The organism is Lentzea sp. JNUCC 0626 (genome assembly GCF_043632865.1).
Lineage (GTDB): Bacteria > Actinomycetota > Actinomycetes > Mycobacteriales > Pseudonocardiaceae > Lentzea.
The window spans coordinates 4165668-4182241 of record NZ_CP171635.1; the positions used below are offsets into that span (position 1 = coordinate 4165668).

At 69.7% G+C, this 16574-nt stretch carries 15 protein-coding genes; 6 read left to right on the top strand and 9 right to left on the bottom strand.

The genetic code is table 11. From position 1 onward, the window contains the following. Positions 1 to 101: 101 nt before the first annotated feature. Positions 102 to 1616 (bottom strand): class I adenylate-forming enzyme family protein, encoded by a 1515-nt coding sequence (locus tag JNUCC0626_RS17740; RefSeq protein ID WP_394620870.1) that lies wholly within the window; start codon positions 1614 to 1616, stop codon positions 102 to 104. 9 nt (positions 1617 to 1625) lie between these two features. After that, positions 1626 to 2435 carry an SIR2 family NAD-dependent protein deacylase gene (locus JNUCC0626_RS17745; protein WP_394620871.1) on the bottom strand — a complete coding sequence of 270 codons (810 nt, stop codon included), beginning with the start codon at positions 2433 to 2435 and terminating at the stop codon, positions 1626 to 1628. Between the two features lie 17 nt (positions 2436 to 2452). Between JNUCC0626_RS17745 and JNUCC0626_RS17750 the strand changes: the two genes are divergently transcribed. The 3 genes from JNUCC0626_RS17750 (at position 2453) to JNUCC0626_RS17760 (ending at position 5796) form a co-directional block, all read left to right on the top strand. Further along, positions 2453 to 2905 (top strand): hypothetical protein, encoded by a 453-nt coding sequence (locus JNUCC0626_RS17750; RefSeq protein ID WP_382442106.1) that lies wholly within the window; start codon positions 2453 to 2455, stop codon positions 2903 to 2905. Then, positions 2902 to 4410, top strand: coding sequence for a flagellar basal body protein FliL (locus JNUCC0626_RS17755; RefSeq protein WP_394620872.1), 1509 nt, complete (start codon positions 2902 to 2904; stop codon positions 4408 to 4410). The genes JNUCC0626_RS17750 and JNUCC0626_RS17755 overlap by 4 nt, the downstream gene beginning before the upstream one ends. A gap of 84 nt (positions 4411 to 4494) precedes the next feature. Next, positions 4495 to 5796 (top strand): FAD-dependent monooxygenase, encoded by a 1302-nt coding sequence (locus JNUCC0626_RS17760; RefSeq protein ID WP_394620873.1) that lies wholly within the window; start codon positions 4495 to 4497, stop codon positions 5794 to 5796. Here JNUCC0626_RS17760 and JNUCC0626_RS17765 read toward each other — a convergent pair. The 3 genes from JNUCC0626_RS17765 to JNUCC0626_RS17775 are packed head-to-tail and all read right to left on the bottom strand — an operon-like array spanning position 5716 to position 9868. Beyond that, on the bottom strand, positions 5716 to 8505 hold the full coding sequence (locus JNUCC0626_RS17765; protein WP_394620874.1) for a BTAD domain-containing putative transcriptional regulator: 2790 nt from the start codon (positions 8503 to 8505) through the stop codon (positions 5716 to 5718). The genes JNUCC0626_RS17760 and JNUCC0626_RS17765 overlap by 81 nt on opposite strands. Continuing rightward, entirely contained in the window at positions 8505 to 9137 is a 633-nt protein-coding gene (locus tag JNUCC0626_RS17770; RefSeq protein ID WP_394620875.1) for a hypothetical protein, read from the bottom strand. The genes JNUCC0626_RS17765 and JNUCC0626_RS17770 overlap by 1 nt, the downstream gene beginning before the upstream one ends. Then, the gene (locus tag JNUCC0626_RS17775) at positions 9134 to 9868 is read right to left on the bottom strand and encodes an ATP-binding cassette domain-containing protein (RefSeq protein ID WP_394620876.1); all 735 of its coding nucleotides are present in this window, start codon (positions 9866 to 9868) and stop codon (positions 9134 to 9136) included. The genes JNUCC0626_RS17770 and JNUCC0626_RS17775 overlap by 4 nt, the downstream gene beginning before the upstream one ends. On the opposite strand from JNUCC0626_RS17775, the gene JNUCC0626_RS17780 reads away from it, so the two are divergent. From JNUCC0626_RS17780 to JNUCC0626_RS17790, 3 genes are all read left to right on the top strand, one after another. Further along, on the top strand, positions 9867 to 10283 hold the full coding sequence (locus JNUCC0626_RS17780) for a hypothetical protein (RefSeq protein ID WP_394620877.1): 417 nt from the start codon (positions 9867 to 9869) through the stop codon (positions 10281 to 10283). The genes JNUCC0626_RS17775 and JNUCC0626_RS17780 overlap by 2 nt on opposite strands. Before the next feature lie 143 nt (positions 10284 to 10426). Continuing rightward, positions 10427 to 13225 (top strand): aconitate hydratase AcnA, encoded by a 2799-nt coding sequence (gene acnA / locus JNUCC0626_RS17785; RefSeq protein WP_394620878.1) that lies wholly within the window; start codon positions 10427 to 10429, stop codon positions 13223 to 13225. A gap of 122 nt (positions 13226 to 13347) precedes the next feature. After that, complete coding sequence (locus JNUCC0626_RS17790; protein WP_394620879.1) at positions 13348 to 13773, top strand: DUF1761 domain-containing protein; 426 nt, start codon at positions 13348 to 13350, stop codon at positions 13771 to 13773. Here JNUCC0626_RS17790 and JNUCC0626_RS17795 read toward each other — a convergent pair. Genes JNUCC0626_RS17795 through JNUCC0626_RS17810 form a run of 4 tightly spaced genes read right to left on the bottom strand, consistent with a single transcriptional unit; the run spans position 13770 to position 16574 of the window. After that, complete coding sequence (locus JNUCC0626_RS17795) at positions 13770 to 14204, bottom strand: PH domain-containing protein (protein WP_394620880.1); 435 nt, start codon at positions 14202 to 14204, stop codon at positions 13770 to 13772. The two genes, JNUCC0626_RS17790 and JNUCC0626_RS17795, sit on opposite strands and share 4 nt — an antisense overlap. Next, the gene (gene ribH, locus JNUCC0626_RS17800; protein ID WP_394620881.1) at positions 14201 to 14698 is read right to left on the bottom strand and encodes a 6,7-dimethyl-8-ribityllumazine synthase; all 498 of its coding nucleotides are present in this window, start codon (positions 14696 to 14698) and stop codon (positions 14201 to 14203) included. Before ribH ends, JNUCC0626_RS17795 begins: the two co-directional genes overlap by 4 nt. Beyond that, on the bottom strand, positions 14695 to 15957 hold the full coding sequence (locus tag JNUCC0626_RS17805) for a bifunctional 3,4-dihydroxy-2-butanone-4-phosphate synthase/GTP cyclohydrolase II (RefSeq protein WP_394620882.1): 1263 nt from the start codon (positions 15955 to 15957) through the stop codon (positions 14695 to 14697). The genes ribH and JNUCC0626_RS17805 overlap by 4 nt, the downstream gene beginning before the upstream one ends. Further along, the gene (locus JNUCC0626_RS17810; RefSeq protein ID WP_394620883.1) at positions 15954 to 16574 is read right to left on the bottom strand and encodes a riboflavin synthase; all 621 of its coding nucleotides are present in this window, start codon (positions 16572 to 16574) and stop codon (positions 15954 to 15956) included. The genes JNUCC0626_RS17805 and JNUCC0626_RS17810 overlap by 4 nt, the downstream gene beginning before the upstream one ends.

The window sequence follows — 16574 nt, forward strand, 5'->3', positions numbered from 1 at the left end:
AACGCACCGTCAACCACACGTGTCACAGTGGAACACGGTCGGTGGTCCTTTTGGGACGATCGAAGTCCGGCGTGTCGCCGGTATGGACTAGTTCACCGTTATCAGTTCACGCCGCGATCGCGCCCCGTCCAGTAGGGCTCGCGGAGCTTGAACTTCTGGATCTTCCCCGTGGCCGTGCGCGGGATGGAGTCGCGGAACTCGATCGACGTCGGCGCCTTGTAGCCCGCGAGCCGCTCCTTGCAGTGCTTGATCAGCTCGGCCTCGGTGGCCTCGCCGGAGAGCACGACGAGCGCCTTGATCGTTTCACCCCACTTCTCGTGGGGCACGCCGATGACCGCGACCTCGGCGACCGCCGGGTGCGAGAACAGGCAGTCCTCGACCTCGATGGACGAGACGTTCTCGCCGCCGGTGATGATCACGTCCTTCTTGCGGTCGGAGATCGTGAGGTAGCCCTGGTCGTCGAAGAAGCCGCCGTCGCCGGTGTGGAACCAGCCGTCCTCGATGGCGTCCGCGGTGGACTCCGGGTTGTCCCAGTAGCCCTCCATGACGACGTTCGACCGCGCCATCACCTCGCCGTTCTCCGAGATCCGCAGCTGCGCGCCCAACGCCGGCGCGCCCGCCCGTGACTGGAGCTTCGCCTTCTCCTCGCCCTGCGGGCCGGGCTGGGCGCGGTTGAACGTGAGCAGCGGCGCCGTCTCGGTGAGGCCGTAGATCTGGAGGAACTCCCAGCCGAGCTCCTCGGTGACGCGTTGGATCGTGCGCGAGGGCGGCGGCGCACCGGCGCACACGATCCGTACGGTGTCGCGGCCAGGGATCTCGCCATCCCACGTTTGCGCGGCGTCGAGCACGGCGTTCCACACGGCCGGTGCGCCGCACATGAGCGTGACGCCGTGGTCGCGCACACGGCGCAGGATCTCGGCGCCGTCGACCTTGCGCAGCACCACTTGTGGCACACCGAGGCCCGCGAGACCGAACGGCATTCCCCAGCCGTTGCAGTGGAACATCGGCAGCACGTGCATGTACACGTCGCCTTCCCACGCCCGTGTGTGCATGGCGAACGTGACGGCGTTGAGCCAGATGTTGCGATGCGTCAACTGCACGCCCTTAGGCCGCGCGGTCGTTCCCGACGTGTAGTTGATGGTCGCCGTCGCGTCCTCCGAGGGGTCGCTCCACGGCCGTGGCTCCACATCGAACCGAAGCAGCGACTCCGACTCCTCGCCGAGCGTGAACCGATGGCGCGCCACGACGTCATCGAGTTGAAGTTCGGGGTCGACGAACAACGCCGACGCGCCGCTGTGCTCGACGATGTACTTCACCTCGTCGGGGCGCAGGCGGAAGTTCACCGGCACGCAGATGCGCCCGCTGCCGGGCAGGGCGTGCAGCAGTTCGAGCATCCGCGCGGAGTTGTGGCTGACGACGGCGACCCGTTCGCCCTCGCCGATGCCCAGCGCGTCGAAGCCCGCCTGCCACGCGCGCACGCGGTTCGCCATCTCCGCGTACGTCGTCGTCTCGACCGGTTTCGCGGGCTGGTCGGGTTCGTCGATCGTCGCCGTGGTCGCCGCGAACGCGAACGACGCCCGGTCCAGGAAGTCCGTGGTGATCAGCGGTACGCGCATGGCCCGACCCTACGACCAGGTGCTCGGATCTCCCCAGGACGAGAACTGGCCTCCCCCGGATGGAGGAACGGAACTGAGCTCGGGCAGCACGTCGCCGACGGGTTCGTGCAGCACAACGGCCGCCACGTCGTCGTACGGCGTCGGCTCGGCGTTGCAGATGACGACCTGCGCGCCCGCCTTCGCCGCCAGCGGCACGAGTCCGGCGGCGGGTTGCACCGACAGCGATGTTCCCGCCACCAGCAGCACGTCGCAATCCAGGGCGGCGAGCCGGGCGCGGCGCAGCACCTCACCGTCGAGGTGCTGCCCGAAGGACACCGTGGCGGACTTGAGGATTCCTCGGCAGCGCAGGCAGTCCGGTTCTTCCTCGCCCTCCGCGACACGCTTCATCGCGTCGCGCATCGGGCCCGTGGCACCGCAACTCAGGCACACGGTGGCGTGCAACGTGCCGTGCAACTCCAGCACGCGATGCGGGTCGGAGCCTGCTTTCTGGTGCAGGCCGTCGATGTTCTGGGTGATGACGGTGCGCAACCGCCCGGACCGTTCGAGTTCCACCAACGCCTTGTGCGCGGCGTTCGGCTTCGCGGTCCACACGGGACTGTCGAGCTTCGCCCGCCAGGAGAGCCGGCGCACCGCGGGGTCGGAGACGTAGGTGTCGATGGACGCGCCGAGCCCGGCGTCGGCGTCCTGCGTCCAGAGCCCGTCCGGGCCGCGGAAGTCCGGAATGCCCGAATCGGTGGAGACTCCGGCGCCGGTCAGCACCGTGATCCGGTGGGCGGACGCGACCAGCGCCCGTGCCGCTGCGCACGCCTGGGACCCCATCGGTTCACACTAGTCGGGTGCGCAGCGCTGTGGGAGCCGCCATCGCGGCAGTGGGCTTGGTCACGACCATCGCGGGGACTTTCCTTCCCTGGCTGAAATCCGGATCGACCACGAGGGACAGTTACGAGGTGCTCTCGCTGCGTGATCTCGCCGGGTTGGACGGGGTGGCGGGGACGGTCGTCACGTCGATCTGGGTGGGGCTAACGCCGCTGGCCATGGTTGCGATTGGTCTCTACGTGGTCCGTTTTCCACGATTCGCCGCGTGCGTCGCACTTCTCTTTGGCACGATCGGGGGAACCGTGGCCCTACTAGCCACAGTCCAAGGGGATAGCAAGGGTTCGTTGGTCGGAATCAGCATCGCCGGACCAGTCACGACCCTTGCCGGTGCCGTACTGACGATCGTGGGGGCGATCACGGTGCTCACCTCGACCAGGCGCAGCGCAGTGAGAACCTCAGGAGGGAACCCGTGAGCTACCCAGGTGGTGGCGGTGGCCAGTGGCAGCCGCAGAACAACCCGTACGGCCAGCAGCCGCAGCAGCCCCAGCAGGGTGGCTACCCGCAGCAGCAGCCCGGCGGATACCCGCAGCAGGGCGGCTACCCGCAGACCGGGCCTCAGGGGTTCCCGCAGCAGGGCCACCCGCAGCAGGGATTCCCGCAGACCGGACCCCAGGGGTTCCCGCAGCAGGGCTTCCCCCAGCAGGGCTTCGAGCAGCAGCCCTACGGCTACGCGCCGATGGGTGGCGAGCCGCCGAAGAAGAAGCGCACCGGCCTGGTCGTCACGGCCGTCGTCGCCGTGTTGCTGCTGATCGGCGGCGGTGTCACGTTCTTCGCGCTGCAGAAGGCCGACCCCGGTTCGAACGCCGGTCAGGACACCCCGGCCGTCGCCGCGAAGAACCTCATCGAGCAGCTCGGCAGCGGTGACGTCGTCGGCATCATGGCGTCCCTGGCACCGGCCGAGGCCGCGTTGTCCAAGGACTACATGGAGTCGATGACGAAGGAGATGAAGCGGCTCGAGATCCTCAAGCAGGAGGCCGACCCGAACAAGCTCACCGGCGTCGAGTTCAAGAGCGAGGGCATCAAGTTCGACGAGGCCAAGGCCGAGAAGATCAACGATCACCTCACCATCAACAAGCTGGTCGAGGGCAAGATCACGATCACCTCGGACGCCTCGAAGATCCCGCTCACGGACAAGCTCGTGGACGCGCTGGGCGACGACCTGAACCTCACGTCGACCAAGTCCGAGACCCTCGACATCACCGCCGAGGTCGCGAAGCGCGGCGCCCCGATCGGCATCGCGTCGATCAAGGTCGACGACAAGTGGTACCCGAGCGCCTTCTACACGATCGCCAACGCGGTCCTGGAGGAGGAGAAGCTGAAGTGGCCGTCGCAGGGCATCGCCGCCGCGGGCGCGAACTCCGCCGACGAGGCCGCGAAGCAGATGGTCAACGCCGCGCTCGACGCCGACCTGACCAAGGTCATCGCGCTGCTGCCGCCGGACGAGGCCGGAGTGCTCCAGGACCTCGGCCCGCTGCTGATCGAGCAGGCGGGCCGGCAGAAGCCGACCGGCGCCAAGCTGAACGCGCTGGAGACCGACGTCAAGGACGTCACCGGCGGCAAGCAGGTGACGATCAAGAAGCTGTCGGTCACCGCCGAGGGCGAGACCGTGACGATCACCCGCGAAGGTGACTGCTACGCCGCCGAGGTGCCCGGTCAGGGTTCGCAGAAGCTGTGCGCGGACGAGATCACCCAGCTGCTCCAGCAGCAGGGCGGCGCGAAGATCCCCGCCGAGGCCGTCGAGATCATCGGCCGGGTGGCCGGGTCGATCATGAAGACCGGTGTCGGCGTCGTCGCCACCGAGGTCGACGGCAAGTGGTACGTCAGCCCGGTGCGCTCCTACTACGAGTTGGCGCTCACGCTGTTCCGCGGCTTCGAGCCGAAGGACGTCGACGCGCTGATCGAGCTCATGAAGAAGTAGGTTCCACCGCTCCGACCAGGGCCCTGTCACCCGCAACAGCGCGGTGACAGGGCCCTGGCAGTCGGTGGGCGGAGCGTTGCCGTCATGGACACACAGGTTCTGATCATCGGTGCCGGCGCGACCGGCCTGACCCTCGCCCTCGACCTCTCCCGCCGCGGTGTCCCGTTCCGCATCGTCGACGCCGCGCCCGCGCCGTTCGCCGGATCCCGCGGCAAAGGTCTCCAGCCCCGCAGCATGGAGGTCTTCCACGACCTGGGCGTGATCGAGCCGGTGCTGGCGTCGGGGCGGTTCCACATGAAGATGCGCGCCTACCGCGGCACCGAGGTCGTGCGCGAGTGGGACGTGCACGAGGGCCGCGAACCCACCGTCGACCGCCCGTACGCCGCCACGATGCTGATCCCGCAGTTCCGGGTCGAGCAGATCCTCCGCGAGGCGCTGCCCCAGGCCGTCGAGTACGGCACGCCGCTGACGTCGTTCACCCAGGACGAGCACGGCGTGACGGCGGTGGTCGGCGGCGAGACCGTGCGCGCCCGTTACCTCGTGGGCTGCGACGGCGGGAAGTCGTTCGTGCGCAAGGAGCTCGGCGTCTCGTTCGTCGGCGAGACCCACGAGGACATGCGGATGCTCGTCGGCGACGTCCGCCTCTCCGGCCTGGACCGCGAGCACTGGCACCAGTGGGGCGGCCGCGCCGACCAGTGGCTCGCGCTGTGCCCGTTGCCCGGCACCGACCTCTTCCAGTTCCAGGCGACCGGCGACGGCGACCCGTCGGTCGAGCTCTACCGCGAGATCATCCGCGACCGCACCGGCCGCGACGACGTGGTGCTGCGCGACGTGACGTGGATGTCGTTGTTCCGCACCAACATCCGCATGGTCGACCGGTTCCGCGTCGGCCGCGTCTTCCTCGCGGGCGACTCCGCGCACGTGCACTCCCCCGCCGGCGCGCAGGGCATGAACACGGGCATCCAGGACGCCTACAACCTCGGCTGGAAGCTCGGCATGGAAACCCTGCTCGACACCTACGAGGCCGAACGCAAGCCCGTCGCCGAGTGGCTGCTGGGCATGACCACCGCGATCGCCATGTCCGGCAATCCGTTCCAGCGGCGCGGCGACGAGACCCTGCAGCTGTCCCTGTCGTACCGCACCACCGACGGCCCCGGCCTCCAGCCGGGCGACCGCATGCCCGACGGCGTCACCGCCGAGGGTCGCGTCTTCGACCTGCTGCGCGGCCCGGACTTCGTGACGCTCGACCTGCCCGACGGCCCGGTCCTCGTCCGCCCCGACGGCTACGTCGCCGCCGTCGGCAGGTCAGCGATCGACGCCTACTTCGGCGCGAACCCGGTCACGCAACTGCACCACCGCCGGGTCGCTGCTGGGAGCGCCGCGTAGCCGTTCCGCGTCGTCCAGGGCGTTGCCCGCGCTGACGGGATCGCCCTGGGCGAGCAGCCAGTCCGCGTAGGACTCGAGCACCCCGGCCCGCGCCGGACCGTCCGAACTCAACCCGGCGGTGTCGAGCGCCTGCCGGTGGTGCGCGCCCGCCTCGTGCAGGTCCCCAAGTCGGGTGAGCGCCAGCCCGAGCCCGGCGTGCACGGCCGCCCGGAACTGGTTGGCCTGCGAGTCCGTCGTCACGTCCAAAGCCTTGCGGTACAACGCGACGGCCTCCGCGTAGTCACCCCGGAAGAACGCCACCTCGCCGTACGCCTGGTCGATCCGCCCGCGATCCAACGCCGTCACCGACGCCGCGGCCGACGCGAGGTCCAGCCCAGCCCCGGCGACATCTCCGACCCGCAGCTTCAACCGGGCCATCTGCACCAGCACCGGCATCGGTACCAGCACGCTCTCGGGTTCCCCGAGCTCCGCGACGACGTCCTTGGCCTCCGACGCCGCCTTCAGCCCCTCGGCGAACGCGCCCCGGTTGATCAGCACCATCACCAGACACGACAACCCGAACACCACGGCCCACCGGTCCCCCACACCCCGGAACCGCGCCAACGCCTCCCGGTACGCGGCCTCGGCCTGGGGCGCCGCCCCTTCGCTGAACTCCCCGGCCACCACCCCGCGCACCAACGCCGCAAAGGCCCGCATCCACTCGTCCGCCGACCGCTCCAACCGCTCGGCGAGCGCCGTGAGCCGCTCCCCCAGCTCCGGCGCACCCCACACCTGACCGCTGGTCAACATCAACGCGCACAACGCCGTCGGCTCGGCCTCCACCCACAACCGCTCCGCCGCGGCCACCACCCCAGGCGTCCCGAGCGCGGCCAACGCCTCCGACAGCGGATCCCCCGGCAACGCCGGCGCCCACCGCCGGATCTCCTCGAACCGCTTGGTCATCACCAGCCAATGCCACACCCGCGCGGCCATCATCCGCCGCGCGAGCCCGGTGTCGTGCCCGATCGCCCACGCGAGCGCGGCGTCGAGATTGGCCCGCTCGACGTCGAAGACCTTCAACGCCTCCAGCTGTCCCGGCCCGCGCAACAACGGCTCGTTCCGCTCGGCCAGTTCCACGTAGTACGCCGCATGCGCCGCCGAATCGGCCTGGCCCTGCTCCAACGCGTACTCGCGCACCGTCTCGAGCAGCCGGTACCGATCCCCATTGCGCACCACCAGGGACTTCTCGACGAGCGCCGCCAGCAGGTCCTCGGTGTCCCAGAGGTCCTGATCTTGTCGGACCCCCTGAGTACGTTGAAACGCAGGGGTTCCCAACTCGGGGGTACCCCTGCGCGAGCCTGCCCCGGCCACGTGGTGCACCGCTTCAGCGGTCGCCCCGCCCACGAACACCGCCAGCCGCGCCAGCAACGCCCGCTCGGCGTCGTCCAGCAGCTCCCAGCTCCAGTCGATCACGGCCCGCAACGTCCGGTGCCGCGCCGGTCCCGTCCGCGCGCCGCGATCCAGCAACCGCAGCCGACTGTCCACTCGCGACTCCAGCTGCGCCGCCGACAACGACCGCGCCCGCGCCGCCGCCAGCTCCACCGCGAGCGGAATCCCGTCCAGGGCAGCACAAACCCGGCGCACGACGTCGGTGTCGAACGCCGACCCGACGCGCGCCGCGAACAGCCGCACGGCGTGGTCCAGGTCCAACGGCGCGACGGGATGCACGACCTCGCCCGGAATGCCGAGCGGCTCGCGTGACGTCGCCAGCACGCGCACGCCCGGCGCCTCGGCCAGCAGCCGCACGCACAGCGCGGCGGCCGCGTCGACGACGTGCTCGCAGTTGTCCAGCACCACGAGCGACGCCCCGAGGCGGGTGAACACCGGCGCTGCCAACGGATTCGGACCGAGGGCAGCGTCCAGCGCCGCCAGAGGGTCGGCCGCCGAGTCCAACTCGACGAACCACGCCTCTGTCGTGGTGGCGGCGTGCGTGAGCGCGAGACGGGTCTTGCCCACGCCGCCGAAGCCCGTCAGCGTCACCAACCTGTTGGCACGCACCAGGTCCGCCAACGCGGCCAAGTCGTCTTCTCGGCCCACGAACGAGCCGACCGGGGCCGGCAGGTTGCCGCGTGACACGCGCTCGCGCAGCACCGTCAGGTGGGCAGCCGCCAGCGCCTCACCGGGGTCCACGCCCAGCTCGTCCGCCAGGGCCGTGCGGACGCGCGCGAACACTGCCAGCGCGTCCGACCGCCGTCCGGCGGCGTTCAGCGCCAGCATCAACCTGGCCTGGACGTCCTCACGCAACGGGTGCGCGGCCGCCAGTGCCTCCAGGCCCGCCAGGTCGGCGCGCAGCAGAGCGAGGCGCACGGCCTCGTCCACCGCGAACGGAGCCTCCTCGAACGCCGCGCCCCGCCACAGCGCGGGGTCGTGCGTCCGCGAGAACTCCTCGACGTCCGTCGGTACCTCCAGCCGGTAGCCGGAAGCGTGTGACGACACCGCGGCAGCACCCACCGACCGCCGCAGCCGCGACACGAGCGACTGCAACGCGGCCGGGCCGTCGACCGGCGGCTCGTCCGGCCACAGGTCGGCGATCAGCCGATCCGCGGGCACGACGGAGCCTGGCTCCATCGCGAGCCGGATCAGCAACCAGCGCAACCGCTTGCCGCGCACCTCCACGGCGGCGCCCTCGGCGGACACCACCTGGAGCGGCCCGAGCACGTTGACCCTCATCAGGCCCGCCGTGCCCCGACCACCACCGCGGCCGCCACGAGCGCCACGCCGACCGCCGCCATCCCCAGCAAGGACAGCGACACCCGGTTGTGGCCCAGCGCGTCCAGCACCCAGCCGAGCGGGGTGGCCCGCCCGAGCGGATAGGTCAGCACCACCACCGAGAACACCGCCAGCACGGTGCGTCCGATGGAGTCGAGCACGGGGCGGGCGAACAGCAGGCCCACACCGACGCCCAGCAACGCCACTCCAGTATGCGCGGCGAGTCCGACAAAAAATTCGCCCGCCGTGTACGGGTGCGGGTTCGTGAGCACCGGCCACACCGCCGCCAGCACCGCGAGCACCAGGCAGATCAGCACCGCCACCAGCGCGGCAGCGGTCAGGACCCGCGACCAGCCCCCGGCGGACACGACCGTGATCTCGCGCCGCACCACGTCTTCGGACGTCGCCACCACCACGGCCATCCACGCCGCGATCGGGTACAGCAACGCCGACGACCCGGAATACGCCTCGAGCGGCTGCCCGGCGTCCGACGAGAACAGCATCCCCATCACGCCGAGGAACACCAGCAGGGGCGCCAAATACCGTTGCCCGCGAAAGACATCGGCCGCGAGGTACCGGACGAGCGCGATCACCGCACGCTCCGCACCGAGCACCCGAGCCGCAACGCCTCCGCCAGCACCTGATCACTGCGATCCGGCGCCACCACCACCCGCACCGACGACCCCACAGCCCGCACCGACCGCACGCCTTCCAACGCCTCCAGCACATCCAGCGCCGACACGCGGCTGAGGTCGATCGTCACGTGCCCACCAGCGAGGTCCACCCGCGTCGCCGCCGACGCGAGGTGCCCCTCGTGGTCCGACACCAAAGCCGTCCGTCCCTCCAACAGGGACACCAGTTCCGCCGCCGCCACCGGGTCGAGACCGGTCCACGGTTCGTCGAGCACCAGCACGTCCGCAGCGAGGAAAGCCTGCGCCAGAGCCACCTTCTGCGCGTTGCCCTTGGACAGCTCCGACATCGGCGCGGTCAGCGACCCGACGAACCCCAGGCGTTCCAACACATCCCCGGCAGCAGCCCGCCGCACCCGGCCCATGTGCGTCAGATACGACGAAGCGGACATCTTGACGTCAGAAGGAAAGCGCTCGGGCACGTACCCGACGGAGGCGGGCCGCGTGACCCGGCCCGAGGTCGGCTTCAGCACCCCGGCGGCGATCTTGAGCAACGTCGACTTCCCGGTGCCGTTGGCCCCGGTCAGGACGGTCAGCCCGGACACCTCCAGCGTGAGGTCGCGCAGCACCCAGGGCCCGCGCCCGTACCGCTTCGAAACCTGATCGAGGTGCACCACGCCAAGATAACCACCCATGACGCACCTTCCGCTCGCTTTGGCGTGCATCTGGCTGGGCATGGTCGTGGCGATCTCGATCGAGGCGCCGCTGAAGTTCCGCGCCCCCGGCATCACCCTGCCGCTCGGACTCGGCATCGGCCGACTCGTGTTCCGCGCCCTGAACGCGTCCGAGATCATGCTGGCGGCGGCCACGGCGGTCACGTTCGCGCTGGCCCCGCGTCCGGCAGCGGCAACCGTGCTGCTCATCGCACTGGCCGTAACGCTCGCGGTGCAGGTGACGGCACTGCGACCGAGGCTCGAAGCCAGGGCGGCGACCATCATCGCGGGCGAGACGCCGCCGAAGAGCAGCACGCACCTCGTCTACATCGCGCTCGAAGGCGTGAAGGTGCTGATGCTGGTCGCATTCGCGGTCACGTTGTTGACCACTGGATGAGCGAGTGACTTAGGGCAACCTGGGTTGAACGGGCTTACAGGACAAGCGTACTGTTTGGGGTCGAGGGGCAGCCGTCGACCGCTTGAGGAAGACTTGCCCCCATCCCGAACTGACCACCGCGCTGTCACCAGATGGAGTTGCACGTGACTGCACCAGCTAGCAAGGACAGCTTCGGCGCCCGCGGCACGCTCAACGTCGGCGACGCCTCGTACGAGGTGTTCCGGCTGAGCGCCGTGGAGGGCGCCGAGCGTCTTCCGTTCAGCCTGAAGATCCTGCTGGAGAACCTGCTGCGGACCGAGGACGGCGCGAACATCACCGCCGACCACGTGCGCGCTCTCGCCAACTGGGACCCGGCTGCCGAGCCCAACACCGAGATCCAGTTCACGCCGGCCCGGGTCGTGATGCAGGACTTCACCGGCGTTCCTTGTGTCGTCGACCTCGCCACCATGCGCGAGGCCGTCACCCAGCTCGGCGGCGACGCCGAGAAGGTCAACCCGCTCGCGCCCGCCGAGCTCGTGATCGACCACTCGGTCATCGCCGACATCTTCGGCCGCCCGGACGCGTTCGAGCTGAACGTCGACCTGGAGTACGAGCGCAACCGCGAGCGCTACCAGTTCCTGCGCTGGGGCCAGACCGCGTTCGACGAGTTCAAGGTCGTCCCGCCCGGCACCGGCATCGTGCACCAGGTCAACATCGAGCACCTCGCTCGCGTCGTCATGGTCCGCAACGGCCAGGCGTACCCGGACACCCTGGTCGGCACCGACTCGCACACCACGATGGTCAACGGCATCGGCGTGCTGGGCTGGGGCGTCGGCGGCATCGAGGCCGAGGCCGCGATGCTCGGCCAGCCGGTCTCCATGCTGATCCCGCGGGTCGTGGGCTTCAAGCTGTCCGGCGAGCTGCCCCCCGGCGCCACCGCGACCGACCTCGTGCTCACGATCACCGAGATGCTGCGCAAGCAGGGCGTCGTCGGCAAGTTCGTCGAGTTCTACGGCGAGGGCGTCAGCGCCGTTCCGCTGGCCAACCGCGCCACGATCGGCAACATGTCGCCGGAGTTCGGCTCCACGGTCGGCATCTTCCCGATCGACGGCGAGACCATCGACTACCTGCGCCTCACCGGCCGTTCCGAGGAGCAGATCGCGCTCGTCGAGGCGTACGCCAAGGAGCAGGGTCTCTGGCACGACGCGGCCAACGAGCCGGTGTTCTCCGAGACGCTGGAGCTCGACCTGGCGACGGTCGTCCCGTCCATCGCCGGCCCGAAGCGCCCGCAGGACCGCATCGAGCTCACCTCGGCCAAGGAGTCCTTCCGCGCCGCGCTGAGCGCCTACGTCACCGACGCCCCCAAGGGCGACGTGGACGAGGCCATCGACGAGACGTTCCCGGCGTCCGACCCGGCCGCGCTGCACGAGGGCATGACCAACGGTGCCCCGGTGCAGTCCGCCGCGGAGGGCTGCGAGGGCCGCGTCTCCAACCCGGTCAAGGTCACCGTCGACGGCAACGAGTTCGAGCTGGACCACGGCGCCGTCGCGATCGCCGCGATCACGTCGTGCACCAACACCTCGAACCCGTCCGTGATGCTGGGTGCCGCTCTGCTGGCCAAGAAGGCCGTCGAGCGCGGCCTCGAGCGCAAGCCGTGGGTCAAGACGACCCTGGCGCCGGGCTCGAAGGTCGTCATGGACTACTACGAGCGCGCCGGCCTCATGCCGTACCTGGAGAAGCTCGGCTTCCACCTGGTCGGCTACGGCTGCACCACCTGCATCGGCAACTCGGGCCCGCTGCAGGAGGAGATCTCGGCGGGTGTGCAGGAAGGCGACCTCGCGGTCGTCTCGGTGCTGTCCGGCAACCGCAACTTCGAGGGCCGGATCAACCCGGACATCAAGATGAACTACCTCGCGTCGCCGCCGCTCGTCGTGGCGTACGCGCTGGCCGGTTCGATGGACAAGGACATCACCACCGAGCCCCTGGGTCTGGACACCGACGGCAAGCCCGTCTACCTGTCCGAGATCTGGCCGTCGCCGGCCGAGATCGCCGAGGTCATCTCGACCTCGATCTCCGCGGAGGGCTTCACCAAGGGCTACACGAACGTGTTCTCCGGTGACGAGCGCTGGCAGTCGCTGCCCACGCCGACCGGCAACACGTTCGAGTGGGACACCGAGTCCACCTACGTGCGCAAGCCCCCGTACTTCGAGGGCATGGAGATGGAGCCGAAGCCGGTCACCGACATCTCGGGCGCTCGCGTGCTCGCGCTGCTGGGTGACTCGGTCACCACGGACCACATCTCCCCCGCCGGTTCGATCAAGGCCGACTCGCCCGCGGGCAAGTACCTGACCGAGCACGGCGTGGAGCGCAAGGACTTCAACTCCTACGGCTCCCGTCGCGGCAACCACGAGGTGATGATCCGCGGCACGTTCGCGAACATCCGCCTGCGCAACCTGCTGCTCGACGACGTCCAGGGCGGCTTCACCCGCGACTTCCTGGCCGAGGGCGCCCCGCAGACCACCATCTACGACGCCTCGGTGTCGTACGCGGAGGCCGGCGTTCCCCTGGTCGTGCTGGCGGGCAAGGAGTACGGCTCCGGTTCGTCGCGCGACTGGGCGGCCAAGGGCACGTCACTGCTCGGCGTCCGCGCCGTCATCGCCGAGTCCTACGAGCGCATCCACCGCTCGAACCTGATCGGCATGGGCGTCGTGCCGCTGCAGTTCCCGCAGGGCGACACCGCGTCGTCGCTGGGCCTCGACGGCACCGAGACGTTCGACTTCGGCGGTCTCACGGAGCTGAACAACGGCACCACGCCGTCGACGGTGCACGTCGTCGCCACCAAGGCGGACGGCTCGAAGGTGGAGTTCGACGCGGTCGTCCGCATCGACACGCCCGGTGAGGCCGACTACTACCGCAACGGCGGCATCATGCAGTACGTGCTGCGCAAGATGGTTCGCAGCTAGTTCTCGTTTCAACGAAAGGGCCGCACACCGCGAGGTGGGCGGCCCTTTCGCCGTCAATGCGTTCGTAACGGTCCACGCGTGCCCCGCGATGCCAAGACACCCTGATCATCGCGGGAGATTCCATGAATTTGAGCGTGCTCGGCGACCTGAACTGGTTAGCCGTCGTCGTGGCCACGATCGCCTACTTCGGGCTGGGCGCGGTCTGGTACGCGGAGTACGCCTTCGGCAGGGCGTGGCAACGCGCGTCCGGCCAGGACCTGAGCCCTCCGGAGAAGCAGAGCGCGGCCGTCTTCGCCGTTCCGCTGCTGACGTGCTTCGTCATCACCCTCGCCACCGCGATGCTCGGGCACGCCTCCGGCACCGACAACATCATGGAAGGCATCCTGCTCGGCCTGGTGGTCGGCATCGGCGTCGCCTTGCCCGTCAGGATGGTGACGGGTAGCTACGACATGACGAAGCCCGCCCCGTTGACGTTCGCGGCCATCGGAGCGGGCTATCACATCGTCGGACTCACGCTCGCGGGCGCGATCCTCGGCCAGTGGACCTAGATGCGGGCTGCCTTGTGCAGTTCCCGCAACGCGCGCACGGACGACACGGCGTAATCGCGGTCCGTCGCCTGCACGGCCATGATGGAGACGTACTCGTCGTCGGGCAGCTCCAACCGGGCCCACGCGGCGCCGTCCGGGAAGCTGACCGACAGCACGTCGTTCCAGTCGTAGTGGTGGGACGTCACGACGTTGCGCACGTCCACACCCGACTCATCGGCCGTGACGCGCGGACGCGTCAGCAGCAGCACACCACCCGCCAACAGGAAACCGAGCACGATCATCGCGACCTGGTCGGAGGTCCGGAAGATCACGCCGGTCGGGGTGTCGCCGAGCAGGACGCCCACCACCGTGAACACGGCGACGAGACCGATCGCGCACGCCCAGGCGACGCGGCGGATCTTCTTGGGGCGCAACACGATCGCCGTCATCATTCGAATCCCTGCTCGGTCCACGGCTGACGCAGGCCGCGCAACACCAGTGCGGTGTCGATCGCGGCGACGGTCGCCTCGTATCCCTTGTCCTCCACCGAGTCCGGCAGTCCGGCGCGGGCCAGCGCCTGCTCCTCGGTGTTCGTGGTCAGCACGCCGTTGCCGACCGGCGTCGACTCGTCGAGCGCGACGCGGGTGAGCCCGTCGGTCACCGAGTCGCACACGTACTCGAAGTGCGGGGTGCCACCGCGGATGACCACACCCAGCGCGACCACCGCGTCGTGGTGACGCGCGAGTTCCTGCACCACCACGGGAAGTTCGATCGCGCCCGCGACGCGCACGACCGTGGTGTCGACGCAGCCCGCGTCTTCAGCGGCCTGCAGGGCACGCGTCACGAGCTGGTCGGTGATCTTGGTGTGCCAGCGCGTCGCCGCGATGGCGACGCTCAGGCCCTTGCCGTCGAGCTTCGTCTGCTCTGGACGGCCCTCGCCGCTCATTCCTGGTCCTCCGTAGCGGAAACAACGGTCTCGTACTGCTCCAGCTGGCTCAGTTCGTGACCCATCCGGTCGCGCTTGGTGCGTAGGTACCGCAGGTTCTCCGGGTTCGGGGAGATCGGCAGCGGCACCCTGTCGAGCACGCGAAGACCGTATCCGGCCTCCAGTCCGACGCGCTTGGCCGGGTTGTTCGTCAGCAGCCGCATGGACTTGATGCCGAGTTCCACGAGGATCTGCGCGCCCGTGCCGTAGTCGCGTGCGTCGGCGGGCAGCCCCTGCTGGAGGTTCGCGTCCACGGTGTCGGCGCCCTGGTCCTGCAACTGGTACGCCTGCAGCTTGTGCATCAGGCCGATGCCACGGCCTTCGTGGCCGCGCATGTACAGGACGACGCCACGGCCTTGTGCCGCAACGGCTTCCAGTGCCGCGTCGAGCTGCGGGCCGCAGTCGCAGCGCAACGAGCCGAGCACGTCGCCGGTGAGGCACTCGGAGTGCACGCGCACCAGCACGTCCTCGCCGTCGCCGATGTCGCCGTAGACCATCGCGACGTGCTCGATGCCGTCGAGCAGGCTGTCGTAGCCGAACGCGGTGAACACGCCGTGCGCGGTCGGGATGCGGGCCTCGGCGGCGCGCACGACCTGGGTCTCGACCCGGCGGCGGTACGCGATGAGGTCCGCGATCGTGATCAGCGCGAGGTCGTGGTCCGCGGCGAACACCTCGAGCTCGTCGCGGCGCGCCATGTCGCCCTCGTCCTTCTGCGACACGATCTCGCAGAGCACGCCGGCCGGCCCCAGTCCCGCGAGGCGCGCGAGGTCGACCGACGCCTCGGTGTGGCCGGGGCGGCGCAGCACGCCACCGTCGCGGGCGCGCAACGGCACCACGTGACCGGGCCGGTTGAAGTCGCTGGCCTTCGCGGTCGGGTCGGCGAGCAACCGGATCGTGCGGGCGCGGTCCGCGGCCGAGATGCCGGTGCTGATGCCCTCGCGCGCGTCCACCGTGACCGTGTACGCGGTGCCGCGCTGGTCCTGGTTCGTGTGGTACATCGGCGGCAGGTCGAGACGGTCGCAGTCCGAGTCCGTCAGCGCCACGCAGACGTACCCGGACGTGTAGCGGACCATGAACGCGAGCAGCTCCGGCGTCGCCTTCTCGGCGGCGAAGATGAGGTCGCCCTCGTTCTCGCGGTCCTCGTCGTCGACGACGACCACGGGCCGTCCGGCGGCGATGTCCTTGATCGCGCGCTCGATGTCGGCGAAGTCGGTGCTCACTGGGCCTCCTCGCCCGCGATGGCCCGCAGGTGCGGAATCGCCAGTCGTTCGACGTACTTCGCGAGCACGTCGACTTCCAGGTTCACCAGGTCGCCGGGCAGCCGGTGCCCGAGCGTGGTGAGTTCGAGCGTCGTCGGGATGAGGCTCACGGTGAACTGGTCCTCGGAGACGGTCACGACCGTCAGCGAGACGCCGTCGACCGTGATCGAACCCTTCTCGACGATGTAGCGGGCCAGGCTCGGTGGCAGTCCGATGTGGACCATCTCCCAGTGCTCGGCCTTCTCGCGGGCGAGAATCGTGCCCGTGCCGTCCACGTGCCCCTGCACGATGTGCCCACCGAGGCGCTGGCCGACCGCGGCCGCGCGCTCCAGGTTGACCCGGTCACCCGCGGCGACCTTGGCGAGACTGCTGCGCGTGAGGGTCTCGCGCATCACGTCCGCGGTGAAGGCGCCGTTCTCGACCTCCACGACGGTGAGGCACACGCCGCTCACCGCGATGGAGTCGCCGTGCTTCGCGTCGCTGGTCACGATCGGCCCGGTGATGCGGATCCGTGCCGCGTCGGGCAGGTCCTCAATCGCCTCGACGTGGCCGAGTTCCTCGACGATCCCGGTGAACAC

Coding starts and splice junctions, on each gene's coding strand:
- JNUCC0626_RS17740 (WP_394620870.1), bottom strand. CDS start 1,616: ATGCGCGTACCGCTGATCACCACGGACTTCCTGGACCGGGCGTCGTTC.
- JNUCC0626_RS17745 (WP_394620871.1), bottom strand. CDS start 2,435: ATGGGGTCCCAGGCGTGCGCAGCGGCACGGGCGCTGGTCGCGTCCGCC.
- JNUCC0626_RS17760 (WP_394620873.1), top strand. CDS start 4,495: ATGGACACACAGGTTCTGATCATCGGTGCCGGCGCGACCGGCCTGACC.
- JNUCC0626_RS17765 (WP_394620874.1), bottom strand. CDS start 8,505: ATGAGGGTCAACGTGCTCGGGCCGCTCCAGGTGGTGTCCGCCGAGGGC.
- JNUCC0626_RS17780 (WP_394620877.1), top strand. CDS start 9,867: ATGACGCACCTTCCGCTCGCTTTGGCGTGCATCTGGCTGGGCATGGTC.
- JNUCC0626_RS17775 (WP_394620876.1), bottom strand. CDS start 9,868: ATGGGTGGTTATCTTGGCGTGGTGCACCTCGATCAGGTTTCGAAGCGG.
- JNUCC0626_RS17790 (WP_394620879.1), top strand. CDS start 13,348: ATGAATTTGAGCGTGCTCGGCGACCTGAACTGGTTAGCCGTCGTCGTG.
- JNUCC0626_RS17795 (WP_394620880.1), bottom strand. CDS start 14,204: ATGATGACGGCGATCGTGTTGCGCCCCAAGAAGATCCGCCGCGTCGCC.
- ribH (WP_394620881.1), bottom strand. CDS start 14,698: ATGAGCGGCGAGGGCCGTCCAGAGCAGACGAAGCTCGACGGCAAGGGC.